21 protein-coding genes are annotated in these 25084 nt (G+C 64.9%); 12 read left to right on the top strand and 9 right to left on the bottom strand.

All coding sequences use genetic code 11. The features are described 5' to 3' along the window. Positions 1-10: 10 nt before the first annotated feature. Both MPZ60_RS01040 and MPZ60_RS01035 read right to left on the bottom strand, forming a co-directional pair. Positions 11-1549, bottom strand: coding sequence for a YifB family Mg chelatase-like AAA ATPase (locus MPZ60_RS01040; protein ID WP_242881948.1), 1539 nt, complete (start codon positions 1547-1549; stop codon positions 11-13). Between the two features lie 84 nt (positions 1550-1633). Then, positions 1634-2185 carry a MarR family winged helix-turn-helix transcriptional regulator gene (locus tag MPZ60_RS01035; protein ID WP_034351431.1) on the bottom strand — a complete coding sequence of 184 codons (552 nt, stop codon included), beginning with the start codon at positions 2183-2185 and terminating at the stop codon, positions 1634-1636. Positions 2186-2277: 92 nt separating this feature from the next. Here MPZ60_RS01035 and MPZ60_RS01030 point away from each other — a divergent pair, with 92 nt between their 5' ends. The 9 genes from MPZ60_RS01030 to MPZ60_RS00990 all read left to right on the top strand — a co-directional run bounded on the left by MPZ60_RS01030 (position 2278) and on the right by MPZ60_RS00990 (position 12081). Further along, entirely contained in the window at positions 2278-3249 is a 972-nt protein-coding gene (locus tag MPZ60_RS01030; protein WP_012836691.1) for a tripartite tricarboxylate transporter substrate binding protein, read from the top strand. Between the two features lie 140 nt (positions 3250-3389). Then, positions 3390-4382, top strand: a complete 993-nt coding sequence (locus MPZ60_RS01025) for a Bug family tripartite tricarboxylate transporter substrate binding protein (RefSeq protein WP_034351428.1) — start codon at positions 3390-3392, stop codon at positions 4380-4382. A gap of 113 nt (positions 4383-4495) precedes the next feature. Next, positions 4496-5824 carry a sulfatase gene (locus tag MPZ60_RS01020; RefSeq protein ID WP_034351426.1) on the top strand — a complete coding sequence of 443 codons (1329 nt, stop codon included), beginning with the start codon at positions 4496-4498 and terminating at the stop codon, positions 5822-5824. Positions 5825-6198: 374 nt separating this feature from the next. Further along, the gene (locus MPZ60_RS01015) at positions 6199-6951 is read left to right on the top strand and encodes a TorF family putative porin (RefSeq protein WP_052057548.1); all 753 of its coding nucleotides are present in this window, start codon (positions 6199-6201) and stop codon (positions 6949-6951) included. 17 nt (positions 6952-6968) lie between these two features. Further along, positions 6969-7307 (top strand): P-II family nitrogen regulator, encoded by a 339-nt coding sequence (glnK, locus tag MPZ60_RS01010; RefSeq protein WP_003059648.1) that lies wholly within the window; start codon positions 6969-6971, stop codon positions 7305-7307. 39 nt (positions 7308-7346) lie between these two features. Further along, entirely contained in the window at positions 7347-8699 is a 1353-nt protein-coding gene (locus tag MPZ60_RS01005; protein WP_034351424.1) for an ammonium transporter, read from the top strand. Positions 8700-8831: 132 nt separating this feature from the next. Beyond that, entirely contained in the window at positions 8832-9980 is a 1149-nt protein-coding gene (glcE, locus tag MPZ60_RS01000) for a glycolate oxidase subunit GlcE (protein ID WP_034351421.1), read from the top strand. A gap of 18 nt (positions 9981-9998) precedes the next feature. Then, positions 9999-11252, top strand: coding sequence for a glycolate oxidase subunit GlcF (gene glcF / locus MPZ60_RS00995; RefSeq protein WP_034351419.1), 1254 nt, complete (start codon positions 9999-10001; stop codon positions 11250-11252). A 76-nt stretch (positions 11253-11328) separates the two neighbouring features. Further along, positions 11329-12081: a ProQ/FinO family protein gene (locus MPZ60_RS00990; RefSeq protein WP_045839249.1), complete on the top strand. Its 753-nt coding sequence runs from the start codon at positions 11329-11331 to the stop codon at positions 12079-12081. A 55-nt stretch (positions 12082-12136) separates the two neighbouring features. Here the strand turns inward: MPZ60_RS00990 and MPZ60_RS00985 are convergent, their stop codons facing one another. Both MPZ60_RS00985 and MPZ60_RS00980 read right to left on the bottom strand, forming a co-directional pair. After that, positions 12137-13567, bottom strand: coding sequence for an aldehyde dehydrogenase family protein (locus tag MPZ60_RS00985; protein ID WP_034351415.1), 1431 nt, complete (start codon positions 13565-13567; stop codon positions 12137-12139). Positions 13568-13695: 128 nt separating this feature from the next. Next, complete coding sequence (locus MPZ60_RS00980) at positions 13696-15825, bottom strand: PQQ-dependent dehydrogenase, methanol/ethanol family (RefSeq protein ID WP_034351414.1); 2130 nt, start codon at positions 15823-15825, stop codon at positions 13696-13698. A gap of 161 nt (positions 15826-15986) precedes the next feature. On the opposite strand from MPZ60_RS00980, the gene MPZ60_RS00975 reads away from it, so the two are divergent. Then, positions 15987-17138: a helix-turn-helix domain-containing protein gene (locus tag MPZ60_RS00975; RefSeq protein ID WP_034351413.1), complete on the top strand. Its 1152-nt coding sequence runs from the start codon at positions 15987-15989 to the stop codon at positions 17136-17138. A 115-nt stretch (positions 17139-17253) separates the two neighbouring features. Further along, complete coding sequence (locus tag MPZ60_RS00970; protein WP_003070509.1) at positions 17254-17769, top strand: AmiS/UreI family transporter; 516 nt, start codon at positions 17254-17256, stop codon at positions 17767-17769. A gap of 129 nt (positions 17770-17898) precedes the next feature. Here the strand turns inward: MPZ60_RS00970 and MPZ60_RS00965 are convergent, their stop codons facing one another. Beyond that, positions 17899-18783: a DMT family transporter gene (locus MPZ60_RS00965; protein WP_034351411.1), complete on the bottom strand. Its 885-nt coding sequence runs from the start codon at positions 18781-18783 to the stop codon at positions 17899-17901. 87 nt (positions 18784-18870) lie between these two features. Beyond that, a complete protein-coding gene (lplT, locus tag MPZ60_RS00960; RefSeq protein WP_034351410.1) occupies positions 18871-20172 on the bottom strand; it encodes a lysophospholipid transporter LplT in 1302 nt (433 codons plus the stop codon). A gap of 133 nt (positions 20173-20305) precedes the next feature. On the opposite strand from lplT, the gene alr reads away from it, so the two are divergent. Beyond that, the gene (alr, locus tag MPZ60_RS00955; protein WP_003070517.1) at positions 20306-21412 is read left to right on the top strand and encodes an alanine racemase; all 1107 of its coding nucleotides are present in this window, start codon (positions 20306-20308) and stop codon (positions 21410-21412) included. 188 nt (positions 21413-21600) lie between these two features. On the opposite strand, the gene MPZ60_RS00950 is transcribed toward alr, so the two are convergent. The 3 genes from MPZ60_RS00950 to MPZ60_RS00940 form a co-directional block, all read right to left on the bottom strand. After that, a complete protein-coding gene (locus tag MPZ60_RS00950) occupies positions 21601-22800 on the bottom strand; it encodes an aspartate aminotransferase family protein (protein WP_034351408.1) in 1200 nt (399 codons plus the stop codon). Positions 22801-22995: 195 nt separating this feature from the next. Continuing rightward, entirely contained in the window at positions 22996-23820 is an 825-nt protein-coding gene (locus MPZ60_RS00945; protein WP_034351407.1) for a YggS family pyridoxal phosphate-dependent enzyme, read from the bottom strand. Between the two features lie 4 nt (positions 23821-23824). Then, positions 23825-25054, bottom strand: a complete 1230-nt coding sequence (locus MPZ60_RS00940) for a benzoate/H(+) symporter BenE family transporter (RefSeq protein WP_034351405.1) — start codon at positions 25052-25054, stop codon at positions 23825-23827. Positions 25055-25084: the final 30 nt, after the last annotated feature.

The raw sequence follows: 25084 nt of genomic DNA, 5'->3' as shown, positions 1-25084 counted from the left end.
CGGCAGGACATCACGGCTGCATCAGCGCGCGGCGGTACTGCAATGCCTCGGCCAGATGGGTTTGCGTGATGGCATCCGAGTCCGCCAGATCGGCAATGGTTCGCGCCACCTTCAACGCCCGGTGCGTGCCGCGCGCCGACCAGCCAAGGCGCGCTGCAGCCTTGTGGGCAAAGGTCAGCGCCTCGGGCTCCAGTTGCAGATGCGTGTCGAGCTGTGCCCCCTGCAACTGATGATTGGGCAGGCCCTGACGCTGCAAGGCCTTGTCCCTGGCCGCGCTCACGCGTTGCTGCACGGCAGCGCTGCTCTCCCCTTCGGGCGCTGCCAGCAACTCCTCGGGCGACAGTGCCGCCACCTCCACATGCAGATCGATACGGTCCAGCAAGGGACCGCTGATGCGTGCCTGATAACGTGCCACCTGATCGGGCGAGCAGCGGCAGGCCCTGATGCGCGAGCCCCAGTAACCGCAGGGGCAGGGGTTCATGGCTGCCACCAGCTGAAAACGGGCCGGAAACTCCGCCCTCTGCACGGCCCGCACGATGGTGATGCGCCCGGTCTCCAGCGGCTCTCGCAGAGCCTCCAGGGCGCTGCGCGCGAACTCGGGCAGCTCATCCAGGAAAAGCGCCCCGCAATGGGCATAGGAGATTTCGCCGGGCCGGGGCGGAGAGCCGCCGCCGACCAACGCGATGGAACTGGCCGTGTGATGAGGAGCGGCAAATGGCCGCTGGCGCCACAGCTGCGGCGTGAAACGACCGCTGAGGCTGGCAATGGCGGCGGCTTCGAGCGCTTCCTCATCGGTCATGCCTGGCAGCAAACCCGCAAAGCGCTGGGCCAGCATGGATTTCCCCGAACCAGGAGGGCCGATCATCAGCACACCGTGAGCGCCGGCAGCTGCAATTTCAAGCGCGCGCTTGGCCTGCATCTGGCCGCGCACCTCGCGCAGATCCAGCGACGGCAAAGAAGCTTCAGCAGGTCTGGAGTGCACCCGCTGCCAGCCCTCCACGTCATCGCCCTGCTCCGACAGGGTGGCGTCATGCGCGATGAACTGCCTGACCACATCCAGCAGATGCGCGGCGCCGAAGACTTCGATGGCCGGCACAAAGGCGGCCTCCAGCGCACTGTCTGGCGGCAGCACCAGCCGCACGCGCTGCTGCTGACGCTGCAGGGCCAGCGCAGTAGCCAGGGCGCCGCGTACCGGGCGCAGGGCACCGGTCAGCGACAGCTCTCCTGCAAACTCATAATCGGCGAGCCGCTGTGCATCGATCTGCCCGCTGGCCGCCAAAATGCCCAGCGCTATCGGCAGATCAAAGCGGCCTGAATCCTTGGGCAGATCCGCCGGAGCCAGATTGACCGTGATGCGCTGATTGTTCGGGAACTCCAGCCCCGCATTGACGATGGCTGCGCGCACGCGCTCGCGGGCCTCCTTGACCTCCACATCCGCCAGACCCACCAGGGTGAACGAAGGCAGTCCGTTGGCCAGATGGACCTCCACCGTGACAGCCGGTGCCTGCAAGCCCAGCAGTGCACGACTTTGAACCAGTGCCAGACCCATCACGCTCCTCCCCTTCAAGCCGGACTGTAGGGCCTAGCGTATGCGCCAGCGGCTCAAACAGGCAATAGGGGTGTGCACAGGCCGTCAGCCGGCGGCGTCGTCGTCACGGGCAGGCTGCCTGCCGGCAGCCCGGCCACGGCGGCGCTCGGCCTTGGGAAAGCTGCCCTGCTCCTGCATGAGCGCCGCCCGATTGCGCACGCGCTCGAACACCTGGGACAACACCTCAAGCTCGGCATCGCTGACGTCGCCGAGCAGCTCCTGGTTGATCGCCTGTATCTGCGGAAACAGCTGGGTGTGCAGCGCCAGCCCGGCGTCCGTCAGCTGCACCATGGCCTGGCGCCCGTCGCCGGCCATGCCCTGCTTGTGCAGCAGCCCCTTGGCAATCAGCGTGGAGATGGTGCGCGAGGTGCGCGTGCGATCGAGCTGCGCCAGCTCCGCGAGCCTGGAGGGTTGCATGGCGCCCTTGGTGGCCAGCAGGCCGATCATGCGCCACTCGCGCCGGGTGATTCCGAAGCCGCCCTCGCACAGGCGCACCACCATGGTCCCGGCCGAGCTCATCAGGCAGGCCAGATGGTAGAGGAACAGATCGTCCAGCTCGGACGGCTGCCGCCAGGGGTGGCGCTGCGCCTTGGTCATGGGTCTTTGTGGGTTTTCTCTAGGAATGATGGATTAGATCCATTATCGAGTCACTGCTTACAGTGGCTCCAAAGAAAACGACAGGAGACACCATGCCTTGCACCCGTATCGCCCGCCGCACTCTGGCCGGGCTGGCGGCCGCCGCGCTTCTGACGGCATCCCATGCTGCCGACAACTGGCCCGCCAAGCCCATACGCATCATCGTTCCCACGCCGCCCGCCGGCCCTTCCGACATCGCCGTGCGCCCGCTCGCAGCGGCCGTGCAAAAGGCACTAGGTCAAGCCGTGATCGTGGAAAACCGGGCCGGTGCCAATGGCAATATCGGTGCGGCCGAGGTCGCCCGAGCCCCGGCCGACGGCTACACCTGGCTGTGGGCCATGGACCCGGTGCTCACCGTCAACAAGCATATCTACAAGAACATCGGCTATTCCAGCGATGCCATCGTGGTGCTCAACGCCGCCGCCAGGTTCTCGCAGACCCTGATCTGCAACCCCGGCCTCGGCTTCAAGTCCGTCAAGGACATGCTGGAGGCCGCCAAGTCGCGCGAGCTGACCTATGCCACCGGCGGCGCGGGCTCGCCCGGTCATCTGGTCATGGAGTCGCTGCTGTCCAGCACCGGCGTGAAAATGGTGCATGTGCCCTACAAGGGGCCGGCACCGGCCATGCAGGACCTCATGGGCGGCCAGGTGAACTGCGGCTTCCTGGCGGCACCCACAGTGCTGCCCCAGATCCAGAGCGGTCGCGTCACCGCCCTGGCCACCTCGGGGCGCACGCGCTCGCCGCTGCTGCCGACATTGCCCACGATTGCCGAGTCCGGCTACCCCGATTTCGACGGCACTTACTGGCTGCTGCTGGCGGCTCCCAAGGGCGTTCCTGCCGAGATCCAGAAGCGCTTTCTCGCAGCCATGGATGCCGCCATCCGCTCGCCGCAGCAGCAGGAGCGGGTCAAGGCCGTGGATATCGAGATGGTGGGCAGCAGCCCCGAGCAGGCCCAGGCCAGGGTGCGCGAGATCTCCGACAAATGGGAAGCGCTGACCCGCAAGATCAATCTGAAACCCGATTGATGCCTCGGGCACGGGCGCCGGCCATCTGAGCGCTTCAGGCCGGTGCCGGAACCCACCTACACTGCCCGGTTTCCAATCATTAATGGTGTGAATCTGCGAGCCGGTACCGGCGCGGACCACAGACCAGGAGAGACATGACGATGCAAAGAAGAATCTTCGGCAAGCTCGCCGCAGGGCTCTGCCTGAGCGCAGGCTTGCTGGGCGGCGGCGCGCTGCAGGCCCAGGAGAGCCATGCACTGTTTCCCAACAAGACACCGCTGCGCATGGTGGTCGGTTATCCGCCCGGCGGCGCCACCGACCGCGTGGCACGCATCGTGGCCGACCGGCTGCAGGCCCGCCTCGGCAGCCCGGTGATCGTGGAAAACAAGCCCGGCGCAGGCGGCCGCCTGTCGGCCCAGTACGTGAAGAACGCGCCCGCCTCCCAGCCCGCCGTGCTGCTGGCCAATCCCGCCGTGATGGTGGTCGCGCCGCTGGTGTTTCCGGACTCGGGCTACGAGCCGGAAAAGGACTTCCGCCCCATCAGCGAGGTCAACCGCTACGAGTTCGGCCTGGCCGTGGCCAGCGCCGTGCCCGTGAAGGAGCTGCCGCATCTGCTGGCCTGGCTCAAGGCCAATCCGCAGCAGGCCAATTTCGGCGTGCCGGCCACGGGCAGCCTGCCGCACTTTTTCGCGCTGATGCTGGGCGAGACCGCCAAGGTGCCCGTCGAGGTCGTGGGCTACAAGGGCTCGGGCCCGCTGCTCACCGACCTGATGGGCGGGCAGGTCCCCATCGCCGTGGACACTCTAGACACCCAGATCGCCCAGCACGAGGCGGGCAAGCTGCGCGTGCTGGCCACCTCGGGCGAGCGCCGCAGCAGCATGGCACCCGGCATTCCCACGCTCAAGGAGCTGGGCGTGAACCTGGTCGGCACGGGCTGGAACACCTTGTTCGCGCCGCAAAGCATGGCGCCGGCCACGGTGCAACGCCTGTCCCAACTGGTGCAGGAGGTGATGAAGGAAGCCGACACGCAGCAGAAGTTCGCCGCCTCCAACCTGGTGCCCGTGGTCAGCAGCGCGCAGGACACGGAAAAAATGCTCAAGGCCTACCGCGCGCAATGGGCGCCGGTGGTTCAGCGCTCGGGCTTCAAGCCCTGATGTTTGAGGAGCAGCTATCGCTTGTTACCAAACATTTTCAGCATCAAATCTATCCAAAATCCTTGCATAACAATCGATAGAAGCTCCTGTTTTTGAATGTTCTCCGCTATCTCATGACCGACTCCCGCCCCAATCTGATCTTCATCCTGGCCGATGACCTCGGCTATGCCGACCTGGGCTGCACCGGTGCGCGCGATGCGCACAACAACGCCACTGACGTCTCGCCGCGCCTGGACGCCATGGCCGCCCAGGGCCTGCGCTTCACACGCGGCTACTCCAACTCCTCGGTGTGCTCGCCCACGCGCTTTGCGCTGGCCACGGGCCGCTGGCAGTACCGCCTGCGCGGTGCGGCCGAGGAACCCATCGCCAGCGTGCATGGCGACAAGGTGCTGGGTCTGCCGCCCGATCACCCCACGGTGGCCTCGCTGCTGCGCGATGCCGGCTACGCCACGGCCCTGGTCGGCAAATGGCATCTGGGCTACCCGCCGCATTTCGGCCCGCGCCTGTCGGGCTACGAGGAGTTCTACGGCTTTCATGCCGGCGGCGCCGACTACTTCGCCCACTGCGACCCGCGCGGGCGCCCCGACTTCTGGATCAACGAGGAGCCGCACACCGAAGACGGCTACCTCACCGATCTGCTGAGCCGCCGCGCGGTGGACTTCGTCAAGCGCCAGAGCGCCGAGCAGCCCTTCTACCTCTCGCTGCACTACAGCGCCCCGCACTGGCCCTGGCTGACGCGCGAGGACCGCGCCGAATCCGAGCGCCTGCAAGGCATGGGCAAGCATATCGACGGCGGCTCCATCGACACCTACCAGCGCATGATCCATCACATGGACGAAGGCATAGGCTGGCTGCTGGATGCGCTGGAGGAAAAAGGCCTGAGCGAGAACACGCTCATCGTCTTCACCAGCGACAACGGCGGCGAGCGCTTCTCCAATACCTGGCCTTTCGTGGGCCAGAAGATGGACCTGCTCGAAGGCGGCATCCGCGTGCCTTTGCTGGCCCGCTGGCCGGCGCGCATGACGGCCGGCGCCGTCTGCGACACGCCCAGCCTGACCATGGACTGGTCGGCCACCTTCCTGGCTGCAGCGGGCGTAGCCGCACATGCCGACTATCCGCTGGACGGCATCAGCCTGCTGCCCCTGATGCAGGATCAAAGCTGGATGCCCGAGCGCGACCTGGCCTGGCGCATGAAGCACCGCGAGCAAAAGGCCTTGATACGCGGCGACTGGAAATATCTGCAGATCGAGGGCATCGAATACCTGTTCAACATCACCAGCGACCCGCGCGAGCGCGCCAATCTGCGTGATCGCGAGCCCCTGCGTCTGGCCGAGCTGCGCAGCGCCTGGGAGCACTGGAATCAGGAGCTGCCGCCGATTCCCGAGGAAGCCAAGGTCTCGCTGGTGTTCACCAAGGCAGACCTGCCGCAGGCCAGCTTCTGAGCTGAGCGCTGCCTGCAAGCCCATCGCCCAGGCGATGGGCTTTTTTGCGTTCGCGCCCAAACAGAGAGCATGCACTCACTTTCAAATCACCTGTTTGGTGCAAAAAACCGGATAAAAACCGGGCCATGGCGGTGCATTGCAAAAACGCACCATCCTGGTGCATTCGGTTCAGGCCGCAAACCGGGTGGCGAAAGTTGCGCTCAGTGATTGTGAAAATTCGTAGCTTTTTGTACCGGGCAGCTATGGCCCGCTGCCTGTTCTAGGGCCTTGGGCAGCGAACCGCGCCGCAGCCACCGCAGAGACTGGCACGGTCTGTGCTTTGAGAGTTCATCCGAGATTTTTGCCACGAAATTTTCAAACCGGAGGAACCCTGAATGCCTAGTCCCGCTGCAAGCCGTTTCAAGACTTTCGCCAAGACTGCCGCCCTGGCCTGCGCCGTTGTCGCCCCCATGTGGGCCCATGCCCAGCTCTCCGCCAACGTTGCCCTGACCACCAACTACAAGTTCCGCGGTCAGGACCAGGACGCCAGCCGTACCAGGGCCGTCAAGCCCGCGCTGCAAGGCGGTTTTGACTACACGTTCGGCGACAGCGGCTTCTACGTCGGCAACTGGAACTCCTCCGTGGACTGGCTGCCCGGCAACTCGCTGGAAACCGACTTCTACGGCGGCTACAAGTTCAAGGCTGCCGATGTGGACTGGGACGTGGGCATGCTGACCTATGTGTACTCGGGCAACGCCAACGGCAACACCACCGAGATCTACGGCTCCGGCACCTACGGCCCGTTCACGGCCAAGTACTCGCACACGGTGTCCAAGGACTACTTCGGCTGGGCCGGCGCCAAGGCGGGCTCGGGTCTCAAGGGCCGCAATACCGGTTATCTGCAGTTCTCCTACAGCCAGGAAGTGATGCCCAAGGTGACACTGAAAGCATCAGTTGGTTACACCCATTTCTCCAGCGACATCAAGGACCTGGGCGTTCCCAACTATGTGGACTACAGCGTCGGTGGTGCCTATGACCTGGGCGACGGCTTCTCTGCCGCTGCGGCAGTGACCGGCGCCAACAAGAAGGCCTACTTCGGCGATGTGAACAAGGCGCGTCTGATTCTGACGCTCTCCAAGACTTTCTAATTTTTCAGGAGCCCGTCATGAAAATGGTGATCGCCATCATCAAACCCTTCAAGCTCGACGAAGTGCGTGAAGCTCTTTCCCAAATCGGTGTTCAAGGCATCACCGTGACCGAAGTCAAGGGCTTTGGCCGTCAGAAAGGCCACACCGAGCTGTACCGCGGTGCCGAGTATGTGGTGGACTTTCTGCCCAAGCTGAAGATCGAGGCCGCGATTGCCGACGATCTGGTCGATGCCGCCATCGACGCCATCGAGGGCGCAGCCCGTACCGGCAAGATCGGCGACGGCAAGATTTTTGTGCAGGCGCTGGAGCAGTCGATCCGTATCCGTACAGGAGAAACCGGCGACGCGGCCCTGTAAAGGCCCAGTCTCTCTGGAACCGTTTTGAGAAAGATTGCCATGATCAAGAAACTATTGAGCGCAGGCCTGGGACTGGGCCTGCTGGCTGCCGGCGCCACCGGCTTTGCCCAGGAAGCTGCAACGGCTGCCGCCGCCGCAGCGCCTGTGGCCGAAGCAGCGGCCGAGGCCGTTCCCACCCTGAGCGCCGGCGATACCGCCTGGATGCTGACCTCGACCATGCTGGTGATCCTGATGGTCATCCCCGGCCTGGCGCTGTTCTACGGCGGCCTGGTGCGCAGCAAGAACATGCTGTCCGTGCTGGCCCAGGTCTTCGTGATCTTTTCGCTGATCACCGTGCTGTGGGCCATCTACGGCTACTCGCTGGCCTTTGGCGGCGAGGGCAAGTTCTTCGCAGGCTTCGACAAGCTGTTCCTCATGGGCATCACGCCTGACACGCTGTCGTCCATGCTCAAGACCATCCCCGAATATGTGTTCGTGGCCTTCCAGTCCACCTTCGCCGCCATCACCGTGGCGCTGATCGTGGGAGCGTTTGCCGAGCGCATCAAGTTCGCGGCCGTGATCGTGTTCTCCGTGCTGTGGTTCACCTTCAGCTACATCCCCATGGCCCACATGGTGTGGGGCGGCGGTCTGCTGGGTGCCGATGGCGCGCTGGACTTCGCGGGCGGCACCGTGGTGCACATCAACGCCGCCGTGGCCGGTCTGGTGGGTGCCTACATGCTGGGCAAGCGCATCGGCTTCGGCAAGGAAGCCCTGCCCCCTCACAGCCTGACGCTGACCATGGTGGGTGCTTCCCTGCTGTGGGTGGGCTGGTTCGGCTTCAACGCCGGCTCTGCCGGTGCCGCCAATGGCGCTGCCGGCCTGGCCTTCATCAACACCATCCTCGCGACCGGCGCTGCCGCCATCTCCTGGATCGTGGCCGAAGCGCTGCTGCGCGGCAAGGCCTCCATGCTGGGCGCTGCCTCGGGTGCCGTGGCCGGTCTGGTGACCATCACCCCCGCCGCCGGCTTTGTCGGCCCCATGGGCTCCATCGTCATGGGTATCATCGCCGGCCCTCTGTGCTTCTGGGGCGTGTCCGGCCTCAAGCGCCTGCTCAAGGTTGACGACGTCTGCGACGTGTTCGGCGTCCACGGCGTCGGCGGTATCCTGGGTGCCATCCTGACCGGCGTGTTCTGCGCCAAGGGCCTGGGCGGTATCGAGCCCGAGGGCTACAACATGGCGCATCAGCTGTGGGTGCAGGTCGAGAGCGTGCTGGTGACCATCGTCTGGTCCGGCGTGGTCTCCTTCTTGGCCTACAAGATTGCCGATCTGACCGTGGGTCTGCGTGTCTCGGAAGAGTCCGAGCGCCAGGGCCTGGACATCACTTCTCACGGCGAGGTGGCCTACACCCGTTAAGCGGCAGGCTCTTCGCAAGTTCAGTTTCATTACGTTGCCCCGCAGTGCGAACTGCGGGGCTTTTTTATTCACGCCTGCTTTTCAAAAAAATCAAAGACCAGGCCTTCCTGCCCCGGGGGCGCCCCGGCTACCATGCAGGCCATGGATTCAGCCACCAGCCAAATCAATCAGCTCGGCGAGCGCATTCGCGCCGCTGCCAGTGACAAGACCCCGCTGCGCATCTGCGGCGGCGGCAGCAAGGACTTCTACGGCCTGCGTCTGCAGGGCGAGCCGCTGTCCACGCGCGCGCTCAGCGGCATCGTCAGCTACGAGCCCAGCGAGCTGGTGGTCACCGTTCGCGCTGGCACGCCGCTGGCCGAGCTGGAGGCAACATTGGCCAGCCAGGGCCAGTGCCTGGCTTTCGAGCCGCCACACTTCGGCGCCGCCAGCACCGTGGGCGGCATGGTCGCCGCAGGCCTGTCCGGTCCGTCGCGTGCCAGCGTTGGAGCAGTACGCGACTTCGTGCTGGGCCTGGAGATGATCAACGGCCAGGGCGAGCTGCTGCGCTACGGCGGCCAGGTCATGAAGAATGTGGCCGGCTATGACGTCTCGCGCCTGATGACGGGCAGCTGGGGCACGCTGGGCCTGATCACCGAGATCAGCCTCAAGGTTCTGCCCGTGGCTCCGGCCGAGGCCACGCTGCGCTTTGACGCCTGCAGCCAGGAACAGGCTCTGGACTGGCTCAATCACTGGGGCGGCCAGCCTTTGCCGCTCAATGCCAGCAACTGGCTGGAAGAAGACGGCAAGGGCACGCTGTATCTGCGACTGCGCGGTGCCCGCGCCGCCGTTCAGGCCGCCACGCTGCGCCTGGGTGGCGAGCGGCTGGACAGCGACGCCGTTGCCGCCGACTGGAGCGCCAGCCGCGATCTGAACCTGCCCTGGTTCCAGCAGCGCGCTGCCAATCATTGCCTGTGGCGTCTGTCCGTTCCCGCGACCACGGCGCCGCTGCAGCTGCCGCAAGGTGCAGCAGGCCCGTTCATCGACTGGCATGGAGCTCAGCGCTGGGTGCAGGCCCCGCGTTCGGCTGCCGCAGCCTTGCAGCAACTCGCGCAGGCAGCCGGCGGGTCCGCTTCTCTTTTCAGAGCCGAGGACGCCAATCAGACAAGCGCCAACAGCGATCTTGATGTTCATGCGCAGGCCAGCCCGGCCGGCCGCACATCGGCACAGCTGCATGCCCGGCTCAAGCAGGCATTCGACCCCGCCGGCATTCTCAATGTGAACCGTCTCTCGGCGCATTGGTAAGAACAAGGACAGCACCCCATGCAAACCAATCTCGCGCCCGAATACCGTGCCACGCCAGAAGGCCAGGAAGCCGAAGCCATCTTGCGCAAATGCGTGCATTGCGGCTTCTGCACCGCCACCTGCCCCACCTATCAGACCCTGGGCGACGAGCTGGACGGCCCGCGCGGCCGCATCTATCTGATCAAGCAAGTGCTCGAAGGGCAAACACCCACGCGGGCCACACAGCTGCACCTGGACCGCTGCCTGACCTGCCGCAACTGCGAATCCACCTGCCCCAGCGGCGTGCAGTACGGCCATCTGGTCGATATCGGTCGCACGATCGTCGATGAACAGGTCGAACGCCCGGCGGGCGAGAAGCTGCAGCGCTGGCTGCTCAAGGAGGGCATGAACTCCCCGCTGTTCGCCCCCGCGCTGAAGCTGGGCCGCGCCGTGAAAGGCCTGCTGCCGGAGTCATTGGGCGAAAAAATTCCGGCCGCCCAGGAGGCCGGAGCCTGGCCCGCACAGGAACATGCGCGCAAGGTGCTGCTGCTGGCAGGCTGCGTGCAGCCGGCCATGATGCCGCGCATCAACTACGCCACGGCCCGGGTGCTGGACGCCGTGGGCGTGCAGACCGTGATTGCCGACAAGGCCGGCTGCTGCGGCGCGGTGAAGTTCCACCTCAACGACCAGGACGGCGGCAAGACCCAGATGCGCGCCAATATCGACGCCTGGTGGCCGCTGGTGGAGCGCGGCGAGGTCGAGGCAATCGTGATGAACGCCTCGGGCTGTGGCGTCACCGTCAAGGAATACGGTCATCTGCTGCGGCTGGAGCCGCAATACGCCGACAAGGCCGCGCGCATCAGCGCCTTGACCCGCGACCTAAGCGAACTGCTGCCCGACATGCTGCCCGAGCTGGTGGACAAGCTCAAGGACCGCATCACGGTGCCCCGGGCCCCCGTGGCCTATCACCCGCCCTGCACGCTGCAGCATGGGCAGAAACTGCGCGGCGGCGTGGAAGCGGGCCTGCGCGAGCTGGGGTTCGATCTGCGCGTGGCGCGCACCGAATCCCATCTGTGCTGCGGCTCTGCAGGTACCTACTCGGTGCTGCAGCCTGAAATCTCGCACCAGCTGCGCGACCGCAAGATCGCCGCACTGGACGAGCCGTTCGCCCCAGAAAAGCCCGCAGCGATTCTCTCGGCCAATATGGGCTGCATCGTCCATCTGCAAAACGGTACCGAGGTCCCGGTCATGCATTGGGTGGAGCTGCTGGATCAGGCCCTGGCCACCGGCTGACACCCCCGCATGCCACTGCAGTTTGCAATGCTGGCATGATTGGGGGTTTTGTTTTCCCAGGCCCACGGGCTTTGCCATGACTGAAATCGTGTCTGAATCACAAGAGCAGAAAGCCTCGCAAGCGGCATCGCAGCACAGCGTGCAGGACTCGCAGCCCGGCTCACGCTCGCGCCGAGGCGGCCGTGGCCGCCAGAACCCGGCTCCCGCAGCCAAAGCCGCCCCGCAGGCCGCACGTCCGCAACACCCCTTGCTGGAGCAGCTGGCACAGTGGCACCCGGCCCTGTTCGGCGAACAGCTGCTGCCCTTCAAGCGCGGCATTTTTGAAGACCTGCTGGCCGCCCACCCGGAGCTGGACAAGGACGCACTCAAGAGCGCGCTGCAGCAGCACACCCGCTCCGGTCGCTATCTGGCGGCCATGGCCAGCGGTCAGCAGCGCCATGACCTGAGCGGTCAGCCCGTGGAAGCCACTCTGCCCGAGCATGTTCACCACGCGCTGATCGAAGTCTTCCGCCGCCGCCAGCAGCGCACGCAGGAAGACCTGACGCCCAAGCTGCGCAACCGCATCGTCGTCGCCTACGAAGCCTCCGGTCTCACGCGCGAGGAATACGCCGAGCGCGTGCAGGGCCGTGACGAAAAGACCAACGCCCTGGTAGTAGATGCCCTGGCCGAGGCCGATGCCCGCGCCGCCAAGGACGAGGCGCTGCTGCGCTCCTTCCAGCTCAGCGGCCAGACTTCGGAGCAGGAGTTCGCCGAGATGTACGGCATGAATCCGCGTCAGGTCGTACAGCAGCTGGAACGCGCGCGTCGCCGCCAGCAGAATATTCAATAAAAATAGCTGCTGGCGCGTACCAGACATGCACCAGCAGCTATTGATTTTGAATAGATCAGGCCGCGCCGTAGCCCATGACTGCCTTGGTTTCGAGGAAATCGCGGAAACCGTGCTCGCCCCATTCACGGCCATTGCCTGACTGCTTGTAGCCGCCGAACGGCGCATTGAAGTCAGGCCCCGCGCCGTTGAGGTGGACCATGCCCGTGCGCAGGCGCGCGGCCACGCGGCGCGCACGCTCCAGGCTGCCCGACTGCACATAGCCCGAAAGGCCGTACACCGTGTCGTTGGCCATGCGGATGGCGTCTTCCTCGTCATCGTAGGGAATCATCACCAGCACGGGACCGAAGATTTCCTCGCGTGCAATGCTCATGTCATTGCTCACGTCGGCAAACACCGTGGGTTTGACAAAGTAGCCCCGGGCCAGCCCTTCGGGGCGGCCTGTTCCGCCCGCCACCAGGGTCGCCCCCTCTTCAATGCCCTTGCGGATCAGGGCCTGGATCTTGCCCCATTGCGCCTCGCTGACCACGGGGCCCATGTGCATGCCCTCGGCCAGCGCATCGGCCACGGTCGCTGCGCCGGCGACGCTACGGGCGATCTCCACGGCCTGCCCATGCAGGGCGCGCGGCACAAACATGCGCGTGGGTGCGTTGCAGCTCTGACCCGAATTCATCAGCACCGCCTGCACGCCCTGGGTCACGGCCTTCTGCAGGTTGGCGTCATCCAGCACGATGTTGGCAGACTTGCCGCCCAGTTCCTGGGCCACACGCTTGACGCTGTCGGCCGCGGCCTTGGCCACGGCAATTCCCGCGCGCGTGGAGCCCGTGAAGGTCATCATGTCTATGCCGGGGTGGGAGGACATGGCCTCGCCCACACCGGGGCCGTCGCCGTTGACGAGGTTGAAGACGCCGGCCGGCACGCCCGCCTCGTGCAGCACCTCGGCCACGAGCAGGGCGTTGAGCGGAGCGACCTCCGAGGGCTTGAGCACCATGGTGCAGCCAGCGGCCAGGGCCGGGGCGACCTTACACATGATCTGGTTGATGGGCCAGTTCCAGGGCGTGATCATGCCGACCACGCCCACGGGCTCATGCACGACGGCCGTGCTGCCCTGCACATGTTCGAAGGCGAAGTTCTTGAGGACCTCGATGGTGGAGCTCAGATGGGCCACGCCCATGGCGGCCTGCGCCGCCTTAGACAGCCACAGCGGCGCCCCCATCTCCTGCGAGATGGTCTGCACAAAGTCGCCGTAGCGGCTCTGGTAGACCTCCAGCACCTTGGCCAGCAGGGCCAGGCGCTCTTCGCGACTGGTGCGCGAGTAGCTCTCGAAGGCGCGGCGCGCGGCGGCCACGGCCTTGTCCACGTCGGCGGCCGAGCCCATGCTGATGCGGGCAATGGCTTGCTCGTTGGAGGGATTGATGACCTCCAGGCTGCGCGGGCTGACCGGATTCACCCATTGGCCGTCGATATAGAACTGCAGATGGTCTTGCATGAGGCTATTTCCTTGGTATCGAGTCAAAAGAAGAGGTTTGCGATCTGGGCCCGCCGGTGCGTGACTCGGGCGCACCGGCGGTCCGACGCTCCGGCGGCCCGACGCATCGGCGCGGTGAAGTGCAAGCTTCAGGGCTTGGGCCGGATGGCGTCCGCCGTACCCTGGATGAAGGCCTTGATGGACTCCACGTCATCGCCCGACAGCTTGCCCGTGAAGTCCGGCATGCCGCGCGCCATGGCCGGGCCCTTGAAGACGAAGCTGGGCAGGTTCTCGATATAGCTCGCGTCCATGTAGCCCAGGTTGGGAATGTTGCCGCCGCGGTCCACGCCAGGCACGCCATGACAGAACACGCAGTTGGCCACGTACAGCATGGTGCCCGCCTCGACCTTGGCGGGGTCGTATTTCACGCCCTGCAGCAACTGGCCTGTGCGCTGGGCCACGAATTCCGGCATCCTGGCCTTGCCGCCCACGACGAAGGTGTAGACCGTGCCCGGCCCCTGGCGCTCGGTGGCGCGCGCAGCCAGGCCGTAGACACCGCCCCAGCCCACTGCCACCGAGACATACTGCTTGCCGTCCACCATATAGGTGCTGGGCGCGGCCACCACACCGGTGCCCGTGGGCGTTTCCCACAGCTTTTCGCCGCTGGTCGCGTGATAGGCCACAAGGCGACCATCGGCCGTGCCCTGGAACACCACATTGCCCGCCGTGGTCAGCGTGCCGCCGTTCCAGGGCGAGACATGCTCCACACTCCAGGCAGCCTTTTGCGCAACCGGGTCCCAGGCCAGCAGGCGCCCAAAAGGCTTGCTCTTGGGCGGCTCGGCATTGAAGAACTTGGCCGTGTTCCAGCCCGTTCCCGACTGGGGCTTGCCCGGTCCGGCCTGGTTGAACTCCCACTTCTTGTCGTCCATCAGGTTGACGGGCACGTTCTGCGCAGGCAGATACACCAGGCCAGTCTGGGGGTTGAAGGACATGGGGTGCCAGTTGTGCGCGCCATAAGGGCCGGGAACCGCGTCATGGGGCTTGCTGCCGTCGCGTGCCGCAGCAATGCCGATGGGCTTGCCGTTCTTGTCGTAGCCGCTGGCCCAATTCACAGGCACGAAGTTCTTGGCCGAGATGAACTTTCCATTGGTGCGGTCGAGCACGAAGAAGAAGCCGTTCTTGGGCGCATGCAGTATGACCTTTCGCGGCTTGCCGGCGATCTTGATATCGGCCAAGATCATGGGCTGGGTGGAGGTGTAGTCCCAGTTGTCGCCCGGCGTTTCCTGATAATGCCACTTGTATTTGCCGGTGTCGGGATCCAGGGCCACGATGGAAGCCAGGTACAGGTTGTCGCCGCCCTTGGGGCTGCGCACCTTGTGCGACCAGGGCGAGCCGTTGCCCGTGCCCACGTACATGGTGTTGAGCTCGGCATCGAAGGTCATGCTGTCCCACATGGTGCCGCCACCGCCGGCCTCCCACCATTTGCCGCTGGGGTCCCAGGTCCTGGCGGCGCGTTTCATGGATTCGTCCTCAAAGGGTTTGGACGGATCGCCGGGCACGCTGAACCAGCGCCATTTCTGCTCGCCGGTCTCGGCGTCATAGGCCGTGATGTAGCCGCGCACCCCATATTCGGCACCGCCGTTGCCGATGATGACCTTGCCCTTGAACACGCGCGGCGCACCCGTGATGGTCAGCGACCCCTTTTGCCCCTCGAAGGTATTTTTCTGCCAGACCTCCTTGCCGGTGGCAGCGTCCAGCGCGATCAGGCGGCCGTCCCAGGCACCCACAAAGACCTTGCCCTTCCACAGCGCCACGCCGCGGTTGACGACGTCGCAGCAACCCTTGAAGCCGGTGCTGCGGTCGACCTGCGGGTCATAGGTCCAGATCCTGTTGCCGGTACGAGTGTCGATGGCGTGCACCACGCTCCACGAGGCACTGACGTACATGATGCCGTCCACGACGACAGGCGTGGCCTCCACGCCGCGCGTGGATTCGAGGTTGTACGACCAGGCCAGGCCCAGGTCCTTGACGTTGGCGGCATTGATCTGATCGAGGCGGCTGTAGCGGGTCTCGGCATAGTCCACGCCGATGGTGGGCCAGTCGGGCGTCTTGGCGGCATTGGCACGGATGAAAGCGCCATCGACTCGCTGCACGGCGGCCGCGGCCTGCGCCGCAGGGTCGTCGGCTTGCGCGAGGGCCGCTGCGCTGCCCAGGCAGGCGGCCAGCATCCAGGCCATGCGGCCGGGCCGTCCGCGAGAGTTGTCGATCAGCCGTTTCATCGAGGTCTCCTGTTGTGATTGCTATGCCGCAAAGCATGGTGTATCGCCTGTTTTTCTTCATGATCGGGATTTCCCCAGGCTAGAACTGTTCCATTGCGGAACACATTGACCGCTCCTGCGGACAGCCTGGGCATGACATGAACGTTGATGAGCCACGCGCGATGGACGCGCTACAGCAGTGCTTCTCGAGCACCGGGGCGGAGCGGGCCTTGCAGGCTCGCCGCCAGTTCTTCGAGGCCGGCATACGCCCCTCGGGCCTGGTCAGCGAGGCGGTCATCCAGTCCTGGCTGCGCAGCCAGCGCCAGCACTGCAATGGACGGCGGCTGGCTCTGGCTCCGGTCAGCCCCAGTCGGCTGCATGCCACGCAGGAGCGCTGCCGCGGCCTGCTGCAGGCACTGCAGCACGAGCTGCCGACCCTGGAGCAGGCGCTGGCGGGCACCGGCACGCGCGTGATGCTGACGGACGACAAGGGCATCGTGCTCCATGTCTCCCCAGCATCCATGAGGCCCCGTGACGAGCGGGTCGGCCTGAACATGTCCGAGCAGGCCATGGGCACGACCGCCCCGGGCATCGTCGCCGCCACCGGCCAGGCCTGCACCGTCACCAACGGCGAGCACTATTTCGACGAGCTGCACGCCTTCCGCTGCGCAGCAGCCCCCATACGCGACGTGCACGGCCGCCTGGCCGGGGTGCTCAATCTGATGGTGGAGCAGCAGCATTTCAGTTTCGATGCCGCTCCCGTGGTCGGCATGTACGCCACGACCATCGAAAACACCTTGCTGCAGGCTCAGTCGCACGAGCATCTGGTGCTGCGCTTTCAGGTGACGCCTGCCCTGCTGCACACGCCGCTGCAGGCGCTGATGGGCGTGGCCGCCGATGGCCGCGTCGCCTGGATGAACGGCACCGCCGCCCAGCTCATCGGCCAGCCCTTGGACACAGCGTGCAGCGCGCAGGAACTGCTGGGCCATGATCTATCGCGCCTGCTGCAACTGAGCGGCCAGCCCGGCCCCGCGCCGCTGCGCCTGGCCAGCGGCCTGGGCGTCTGGATGCAGGCGCATCTACAAACCTCGCATGGCCTTGGCTCGCACCTGGACACCAGCAGCGTGGAAGACCAGGCCAGCCCCGCAACCACCGAAGCAACGCCCGTCGCCGAGGCACAGCCCCTGGCGACGCTGCGCGAGCACAGCGCGCAGCTGATCCGGGAGACGCTGGACCAGCATGGCGGCAATGTCTCCCAGGCCGCGCGCGCCCTGGGCATCTCGCGCGGCACGCTGTATCGCCGCCTGCGTGGCGGTCGGGACGAGGGTTTCTGAGCCCATTCCCGACCCATGGCGCAAGACTCTTTTGCGTTCGCCCAGGGTTCCGCCCCGCCCCGCTCGGCCCCACAATCCTGGCCGCGCTGCACCGGCCTGCAGCCAAGGAGCGTGTATGTGGTTGGGTTTGTCGCTGTTTTATGTGGGTGCGGTGCTGTTTCTCAACGGCCTGTGGATGCTGGGCAAGATTGCCGACAAGGAAATCTGGGTCATCAATATCTTCACCGGGGTGGTGTCGCTATGTATTGGTCTGGCCAGCATCTTCGGTCCGGCAGCCGATGCGGCATCGGTCAAGAGCGGCGCTCTGACCCTGCTGTTCGCCTTCACCTATCTCTGGGTGGCTTTCAATCGCTTCAGCGGTGCCGACGGCCGGGGTCTGGGCTGGTTCAGCCTGTTCGTGGCGATCACCGCTGTTCCCGTCGCCCTCGATACGCTGACCAGCGCCAGCTCGGGGCTGGACTGGTGGATGGGCGTCAACTGGGCCGCCTGGGCCGTACTCTGGGCCTTGTTCTTCGCGCTGCTGGCCCTGAGGAAAAGCATTGAACGCCCCACGGGCTGGCTGTGCATTGCCCAGGGCGTGCTTACGGGCTGGGTACCCGGGTACCTGATCCTGGCGGGGAAGCTGATGTGACCCCCTGAGGCGCTGTGCGCCTGGGCGGCCCCGCCTTCCCCCTCTCTCTTCGGGAGGGGGACGACACCTTCGGTGCGGGGCGGCGCGGCCGGCCCAGGCCCTTCCTCGGTGTCCTTGATGTGGTTTGGGCTATTTTCTCGGGGCTCTGCCCAAGGTGGCCAGCAAGGCTGCTCCCATGATGAGCGCACCGCCGGCCAGCGTGCGTGCGCTGAGCTGCTCGTGGGCGATGAGCACCGAGGAGATGCTGGCAAACACCACTTCCGACAGCATGACCACCGAGGTCACACCCGAGGGCAGACGCGCTGCGCCAAATTGCAGAGCCCAGTTGCCAAACATCAAAACCACGGCCAAGCCAAGTGCGAGAAAGGCCCAACTGCTATCAAAAGCAGGAAAGCCCGGCACCATGCCAGCGCTGCTGGCGCTCAAGGCGGTCAGCAGGCCCATGCTCATGCAGCCGGCAAACATGGCCAGCATGCGGGCCTGGGCCGGAATGCCTTGAAAGCGGCGCAGCAACACATTGGTCAGCGCAAACATGAAGCCGCCGAACACGGCCAGCGCATCGGCCAGGGTGAGACCGGCAAACAACCCGGAGAGCGAGGCATCGGCGGGCAGCAACACCAGCACCACACCGCCAAAGGCCAGCAACAGGCGCAGCAGCGCCATGGGCGTGGGCTTTTCGCCCAGCAGCTTCCAGGCCAGCAGCACCGCCCAGGCGGGCATGAGATAGAACAAGAGGATGACGCGCACCACGTCGCCCACGGTCACGGCCCAGTTGAAAGCCACGTTGTTCAGGCCCGAGCTGGCAGCCAGCAGCAGGAGCACCGGGTATTGCCAGGCCTGCCTGAGGCTGGCGGGACGCAGCGCCAGCAGACCGGCCAGCACCAGCGCATACATCGATGCCGTGGCCCACAGCGGATGCAGTCCGGCCTCATGCATGAGACGAAACGGCCACCATGACAAGCCCCAGATCAGGGCATTGAGCAGCAGCGCAAATACAGGCAGTGGACTATGCATAAAAAAGGCTTCTAACGTTTGCTCTGCAAGCGTTAGAAGCTATTGATCGTGTAGTGAATGCAGCTTGCCGGCGCCAGCTGCAGAGCTTCAATGGCAGTCGCGGCGGGCGACTTCCAGCAGCTTTTCAACCTCTGCCGGGTGCCTTCTGCAATTATTCCAGTGCCAGATGCCGATCAGCACCATGCTAGCGGCAACCAGCAGACCGAATACCGTGATCGCACCAAAGGCAGTCAGCCCCATCTTGGTGGACAGGCTGTAGAAGCCGCCCATGGCCAGAATGGCCAGTTGCTCGTTGAAGTTCTGCACCGCAATCGAGCGACCCGCGCCCATGAGATTATGGCCGCGATGCTGCAGCAGCGCATTCATGGGAACAACCAGAAATCCGCCCAAACCGCCAAGCAGAATGAGGAAGGGCACGGCCACCCAGAGATTGTCGATAAAGATCATGCAGACCACGAGCAGGCCCATGAGCACGCCCAGGGGGATCACACGCGTGGCGTTGTCCAGGCGCATGCGCATGGATGCCAGCACCGCACCGACGGCCGTACCGATTGCCACCACCCCCACCAGGGCCGAGGCCTGGGTGGTGCTGTAACCCAGGGCCGCAGCTCCCCAGGCCAGCACGATATAGCGCAAATTGCCCGAAGCCCCCCAGAACAACGTGGTGGTGGACAGCGAAATCTGGCCCAGCTTGTCGGCCCACAGGCGCTTGCTGCACTGCCAGAAGTCGGGCAGCAGACCCAGCAGATTGGCAACCAGGCTCTTGTTCGGGTCTTCGCGCAGCGGGCGCATGGCCACGCCCGTCAGCGGAATATGCAGATTGAACCAGGCCGCCACGACGTAGATCAGGATCAGCAGGGCAATTGCGGCCTCGGCAGGGGTGTCCACGCCGGTATTGAAATACGGGAAGTCAAAGCCCAGCAGATGCTGGGAAATGGTCGGCCCCACCAGTTGGCCGCCTACCAGCACGCCCAAAATGATGGAGGTGATCGTCAGCCCCTCGATCCAGCCATTGGCCTTGACCAGTTGAGAGGCCGGCAGCAGCTCGGTCAGGATGCCGTACTTGGCCGGCGAATAGGCGGCCGCGCCCAGCCCGATGACGGCGTAGGCGATCAAGGGATGATGGCCGAAGAGCATCATCAGACAACCCATCACCTTGATGGCATTGCTGATGAACATGACCTTGCCCTTGGGCAAGGCGTCCGCAAAGGCTCCGACAAAGGGGGCCAGGACCACATAGAACAGGGCGAACATGGGCACCAGGGCAGCACGTTGCCACTCGGGGGCACCATTGGCACGCAACAGCTCTACAGCGGTCACAAACAAGGCGTTGTCTGCCAGCGAGCTGAAAAACTGCGCTGACATGATGGTGTAGAAACCGCGCTTCATGAATTAGCTGTAACTGGCACCGGACGGACCGATGCCAAGGAAATAATAGACCCCGTGGCAAGTGACTGGCGGTTATATCACGCAGGCTCCAGCTGACAGTGCCAGAATCCCACTGGTCTGATTGAGAAAAACCATGCCTCGTCCCATTACTGCCACCATCCATCCTGAAGCCGTTCGCCACAACCTGGAGCGGGTACGGCAAGCCGTCCCTGATGCCAAATTGTGGTCCGTGATCAAAGCCAACGCTTATGGCCACGGTATCGAAAACGTGTTTGAGGGTCTGCGAGCGACGGACGGTTTTGCCATGCTGGACCTCGATGAGGCCCAGCGCGTGCGCAATCTGGGATGGCGCGGCCCCATCCTGCTGCTCGAAGGCGTGTTCGAGTTGCGCGACCTGGAAATCTGCTCGCGTCTGGGCATCTGGCATGCAGTGCACTGCGACGAGCAGATCGACTGGCTGGCCGCCCACAAGACCCAGGTCGGCCACCGTGTCTTTCTCAAGATGAACAGCGGGATGAACCGGCTGGGCTTTACACCCGAGCGTTTTCGTGCGGCTTATGCGCGGCTGAACGCTCTGCCCCAGGTCGACGAGATCTCGTTCATGACCCACTTCAGCGATGCCGATGTGGAGCATGGCCTGGATCACCAGCTCAGGGTCTTTCACGAAACCACGCTGGACCTGCCCGGCGAGCGCAGCGTCAGCAACAGCGCTGCCACCTTGCTGCATGGTGATGAAAACAATGTGCGCTGCGACTGGGTGCGCCCCGGCATCGTGCTCTACGGCAGCTCGCCAGACTTTCCCACCCATGATGCGGCTCACTGGGGTCTTGAGCCGACCATGACGCTGTCGTCAAAAATCATTGGCACGCAGGAGCTGCATGCCGGCGACACCGTGGGCTACGGCTCGCGTTTTCAATGCGACGGACCACTGCGCCTGGGCGTGGTGGCCTGCGGCTATGCGGACGGCTATCCGCGCGTCTGCCCCACGGGTACGCCCGTGCTGGTGGACGGTGTGCGCACCCGCACGCTGGGCCGCGTCAGCATGGACATGATGGCCGTGGACCTGAGCCCCGTTCCCAAGGCCAGGCTGGGCAGCGAGGTCACGCTCTGGGGTCGCGCCAGCAATGGCGCCGTGCTGCCCATCGACGAGGTAGCCGCTGCTGCCGGCACACTGGGCTACGAGCTGATGTGCGCCGTGGCTCCCCGCGTCCCCAAGCAGGTGGAGGGAGCAGGCAAGTAGACCGGCCTGCTCCCGTCAAAAAGCCGCTGCAAGCACAGCGGCTTTTTATCGATTCAGAAAGCGTAGACATGCCTGCACCCGACGCGATGCAGGCATGCAGGACCGCGCATCAGAGCCCGGAATGCGGCGCCAGGAACGACCTCATCGGACCAGCGACGACTTCGGCCACAGCGCTCACGCACCGGCAGCTAAACAGCGTGGCGGCTTGGTGCACTGTCCTGGCACAGGCTGGCGACTCTGGCAACGATGTCGTCAATCTGCGCCTCGTCGCAGATCAGCGGCGGTAACAGCCGGATCGTGCGCTCACGGGTCACGGTAATCAGCAATCGCTGTTCGGACAGCGCGCGGCCGACCAGCTCCTGGCAGTTACGGTTCAACTCGATCCCTGCCATCAGGCCCAGGCCTCGGATGGCCTGCACGTCTGGGTGTCCTCCCAGAGCCAGCCGCAGCCCGGCCAACAGGCGCTCGCCCAGCAGGGCTGCCCGCTGCGCAATGCCGTCTCTTTCCATGATGTCGAGCACGGCGCAGGCCACGCGGCATGCCAGCGGATTGCCACCGAAGGTGGAGCCGTGCTGGCCGGGACAGAACAGGTTCGCGGCGGAGCCACGCGCCAGACAGGCGCCAATGGGAACACCATTGCCCAGTGCTTTGGCGAGGGTCATCACATCGGGCGTGATACCGGCGTGCCGGTGCGCGAACCAGGCCCCCGTACGGCCCAGGCCGGTCTGTATCTCGTCGAGCATCAGCAGCCAGCCCTGGCTGTCGCAGAGCTCGCGCAGAGCGCGCAGGTAGCCGCGACTGGCGACACGGATGCCGCCTTCGCCCTGTACGGGCTCGACCAGCACGGCGACGATACCAGGTACTTCCTGGGCCGCACGGCGCACTGCATCGATGTCGTCATAGGGCACGCGCACAAAGCCCGGCATCTGCGGCTCGAAGCCCTGTTGCTTGGCCGCGTTGCCCGTGGCGGCGAGTGTCGCCAGCGTGCGGCCATGAAAAGCGTTCTCCATCACGAGAATTTGCGGCTCGGCCACCTGCTTGCGATGCCCGTGCAAGCGGGCGAGCTTGAGAGCCGTCTCATTGGCCTCGGCACCCGAATTGCAGAAGAACACCTTTTCCATGTCGGCGAGCGCGCATAAGCGCTCGCCAAGCTGCTCCTGCCAGTCGATACGGAACACGTTGGAGGTATGCAGCAGCGTCGCGGCTTGCTCGGCCATGACGGCGGCGATCTCCGGATGGGCATGACCCAGGCTGGTGACAGCCACGCCGGCGATGGCGTCCAGGTATTCCACCCCCTGCTCGTCCCAGAGGCGGGCACCGCGACCGCGCACAAAAGAAACAGGTTGGCGGGCGTATGCCCTCATCAGATGGGAATCGGTTTGTGGCATGCATTGCTCCGTGGGATGTAAAAGAAAACTGGCGGATATCAACCAGTTCAAGAGAACTCTGCAGCGGGCCAATGCCCGGTCTCAGCGGCAAAAGCGCGCATTGCGCCTGCAGGACTTGGCGGCAGGTTGGCCGGCTTGCTACGGCCGCAACGCACAGCGCAGGCACAAGCCACCTGCGATTGCGCCTATGCCATATCAATCGGTAACGGATTCCGGCGTATCCGGATCAGAGCGCGTTGGCCAGTAATAGCTATCGGGTAACGGACGCGCGCCGAAGATGGCCTGCCCCACGCGCACCACGGTAGCGCCCTCCTCGATGGCGATCTCGAAATCGCCGGACATCCCCATCGACAGCGCATCCAGCTCCATGCCCGCAGGCGCGCTTTGCTGCAGCTGATCGCGCAGCTCGCGCAGGAGAATGAAACACCGACGCACCCGTTCGGCTTCGGCGGAAAACAGCGCCAGCGTCATCACACCACGCACGCGCAACGCGGAAAACACGGGCAGTTGCTGGATGAAACCCGGCACATCCTCGGGATTCAAGCCATATTTGCTGGCCTCGCCCGAGGTATTGACCTGCACGAACACGTCCAGCGACCGCCCTTCGGCCTGCAGATGCCTGTCCAGCGCCTCTGCCACGCGCAGGCTGTCCAATGCCTGGAACTCGCTGGCAAAACGTGCCACCAGTCTGGCCTTGTTGGTCTGCAGGTGACCGATGACCGACCAGCGCAGATCGGCCAGGTCCTGCATGGACTCCCATTTCCCAAACGCTTCCTGTACCTTGTTCTCGCCCAACAGGCGGCAGCCCGCTGCATAAGCCAGACGCAGGCTGGCTTGCGGCTTGGTCTTGCTGACGGGCAGCAAGCGCACGCTGGCTGGATCACGCCCCACGCGCTGGCAGGCAGATGCAATGCGCTCCTGCACGGTGGCGAGGTTGCGGCGCAAATCCTCTATCGTGCCGGCCTCGGGGTACAGGCCATGTTGATCGTGACGGGTCGGGGTTTCTGAAGTCATGGGCATCACCTCATCCTTTTTCCATGGCGGCTATCGCGCCCGGCTGTGCGCTCAACGGCAGCCGGCCGTTGAGGACGGCATAGGCGAGCAGCCCTATGACCAGTCCCCAGAAGGCGCCGCCAATACCCAGCAACGTGATGTTGGCGGCGGCGGCCAGGAAGGTGATCAGCGCGGCCTCGCGCACCTTGGCATCCGCCAGGGCCGTGGCCAGGCTGGCGCCAATGGTGCCCAGCAGGGCGAGACCTGCCAGCGTGGTGATGAAGGTGGCGGGAAAGGCCATGAAGACCGCCGCCAGCGTGACCCCGAACACGCCGACCAGGATGTAGCACATGCCTGCAGCAACGCCGGCAATCCAGCGCCTGGAGGGATCTTCATGCGCCTGCGGGCCGGTAGCGATTGCGGCCGTGATCGCGGCGATGTTGAACGCATGCGAGCCAAACGGAGCCATGAGCAGCGAGCCCAGACCCGTGATCGTGACGATGGGATTGGCGCTGGTCTTGAAGCCATCGTTGCGCAGCACCAGCATGCCGGGCATGTACTGGCCGGTCAGCGTGATGAGAAACAGCGGCAGCGCGACGCTGAGCAAGGCATTGAGCGAGAACTCCGGCCTGGTGAACACTGGGGCAGCAAGCTGCAACTCCAGCCCGGACAGATCGACCCGATTCTGCGACAGCAAAAAGACCAGCCCCAGCACCAGGATGCCGACGACGGCATAGCGTGCCGAAATCCGTTTGAGCACCACATAGGTCGCGATCAGCAGGCCCGCCAGCATGGGATCGACGCTCATGCCACCAAACGCCTTGATACCGAATTGCAGCAGGATGCCCGCGAGCAATCCGGCCGCAATGCCGGCAGGAATAAGCCGGATGACGCGCTCGAAATATCCCGACAGTCCCAGCACCACGAAAGCCAGCGCGGAGACCAGGTAGGCCCCCACTGCTTCGGCATAGGGCGTGCTCGCCAAGGCAGTCACCAGGAATGCCGCAGCAGGTGTGGACCAGGCCGTGATGATGGGCTCGCGCGTCACCCAGCTCAGCAGCAGACCTGTCACCCCTACGCCAATCGAGATCGACCATACCCAGGAGGCCGTCAGCTCGGGGCCGAGGCCCGCCACCTTGGCCGCCTGGAACACAAGGATGAAGGTACCGCCGTAGTTGACGATGACCGAGATCAGGCCTGCCACTATGGGATGTGTGAGATCGTTCCAGCGAAGAGACGAAGGCGAGTGGGTGGTTGACATGGTCTTGCAAGGGCTCCCGGAAAAGTGATT

The sequence above is a fragment of the Comamonas sp. 7D-2 genome, assembly GCF_022749555.1.
Classification (GTDB): Bacteria; Pseudomonadota; Gammaproteobacteria; order Burkholderiales; family Burkholderiaceae_C; genus Comamonas; species Comamonas thiooxydans.
This window is presented reverse-complemented; position numbering and strand designations above follow the sequence as displayed.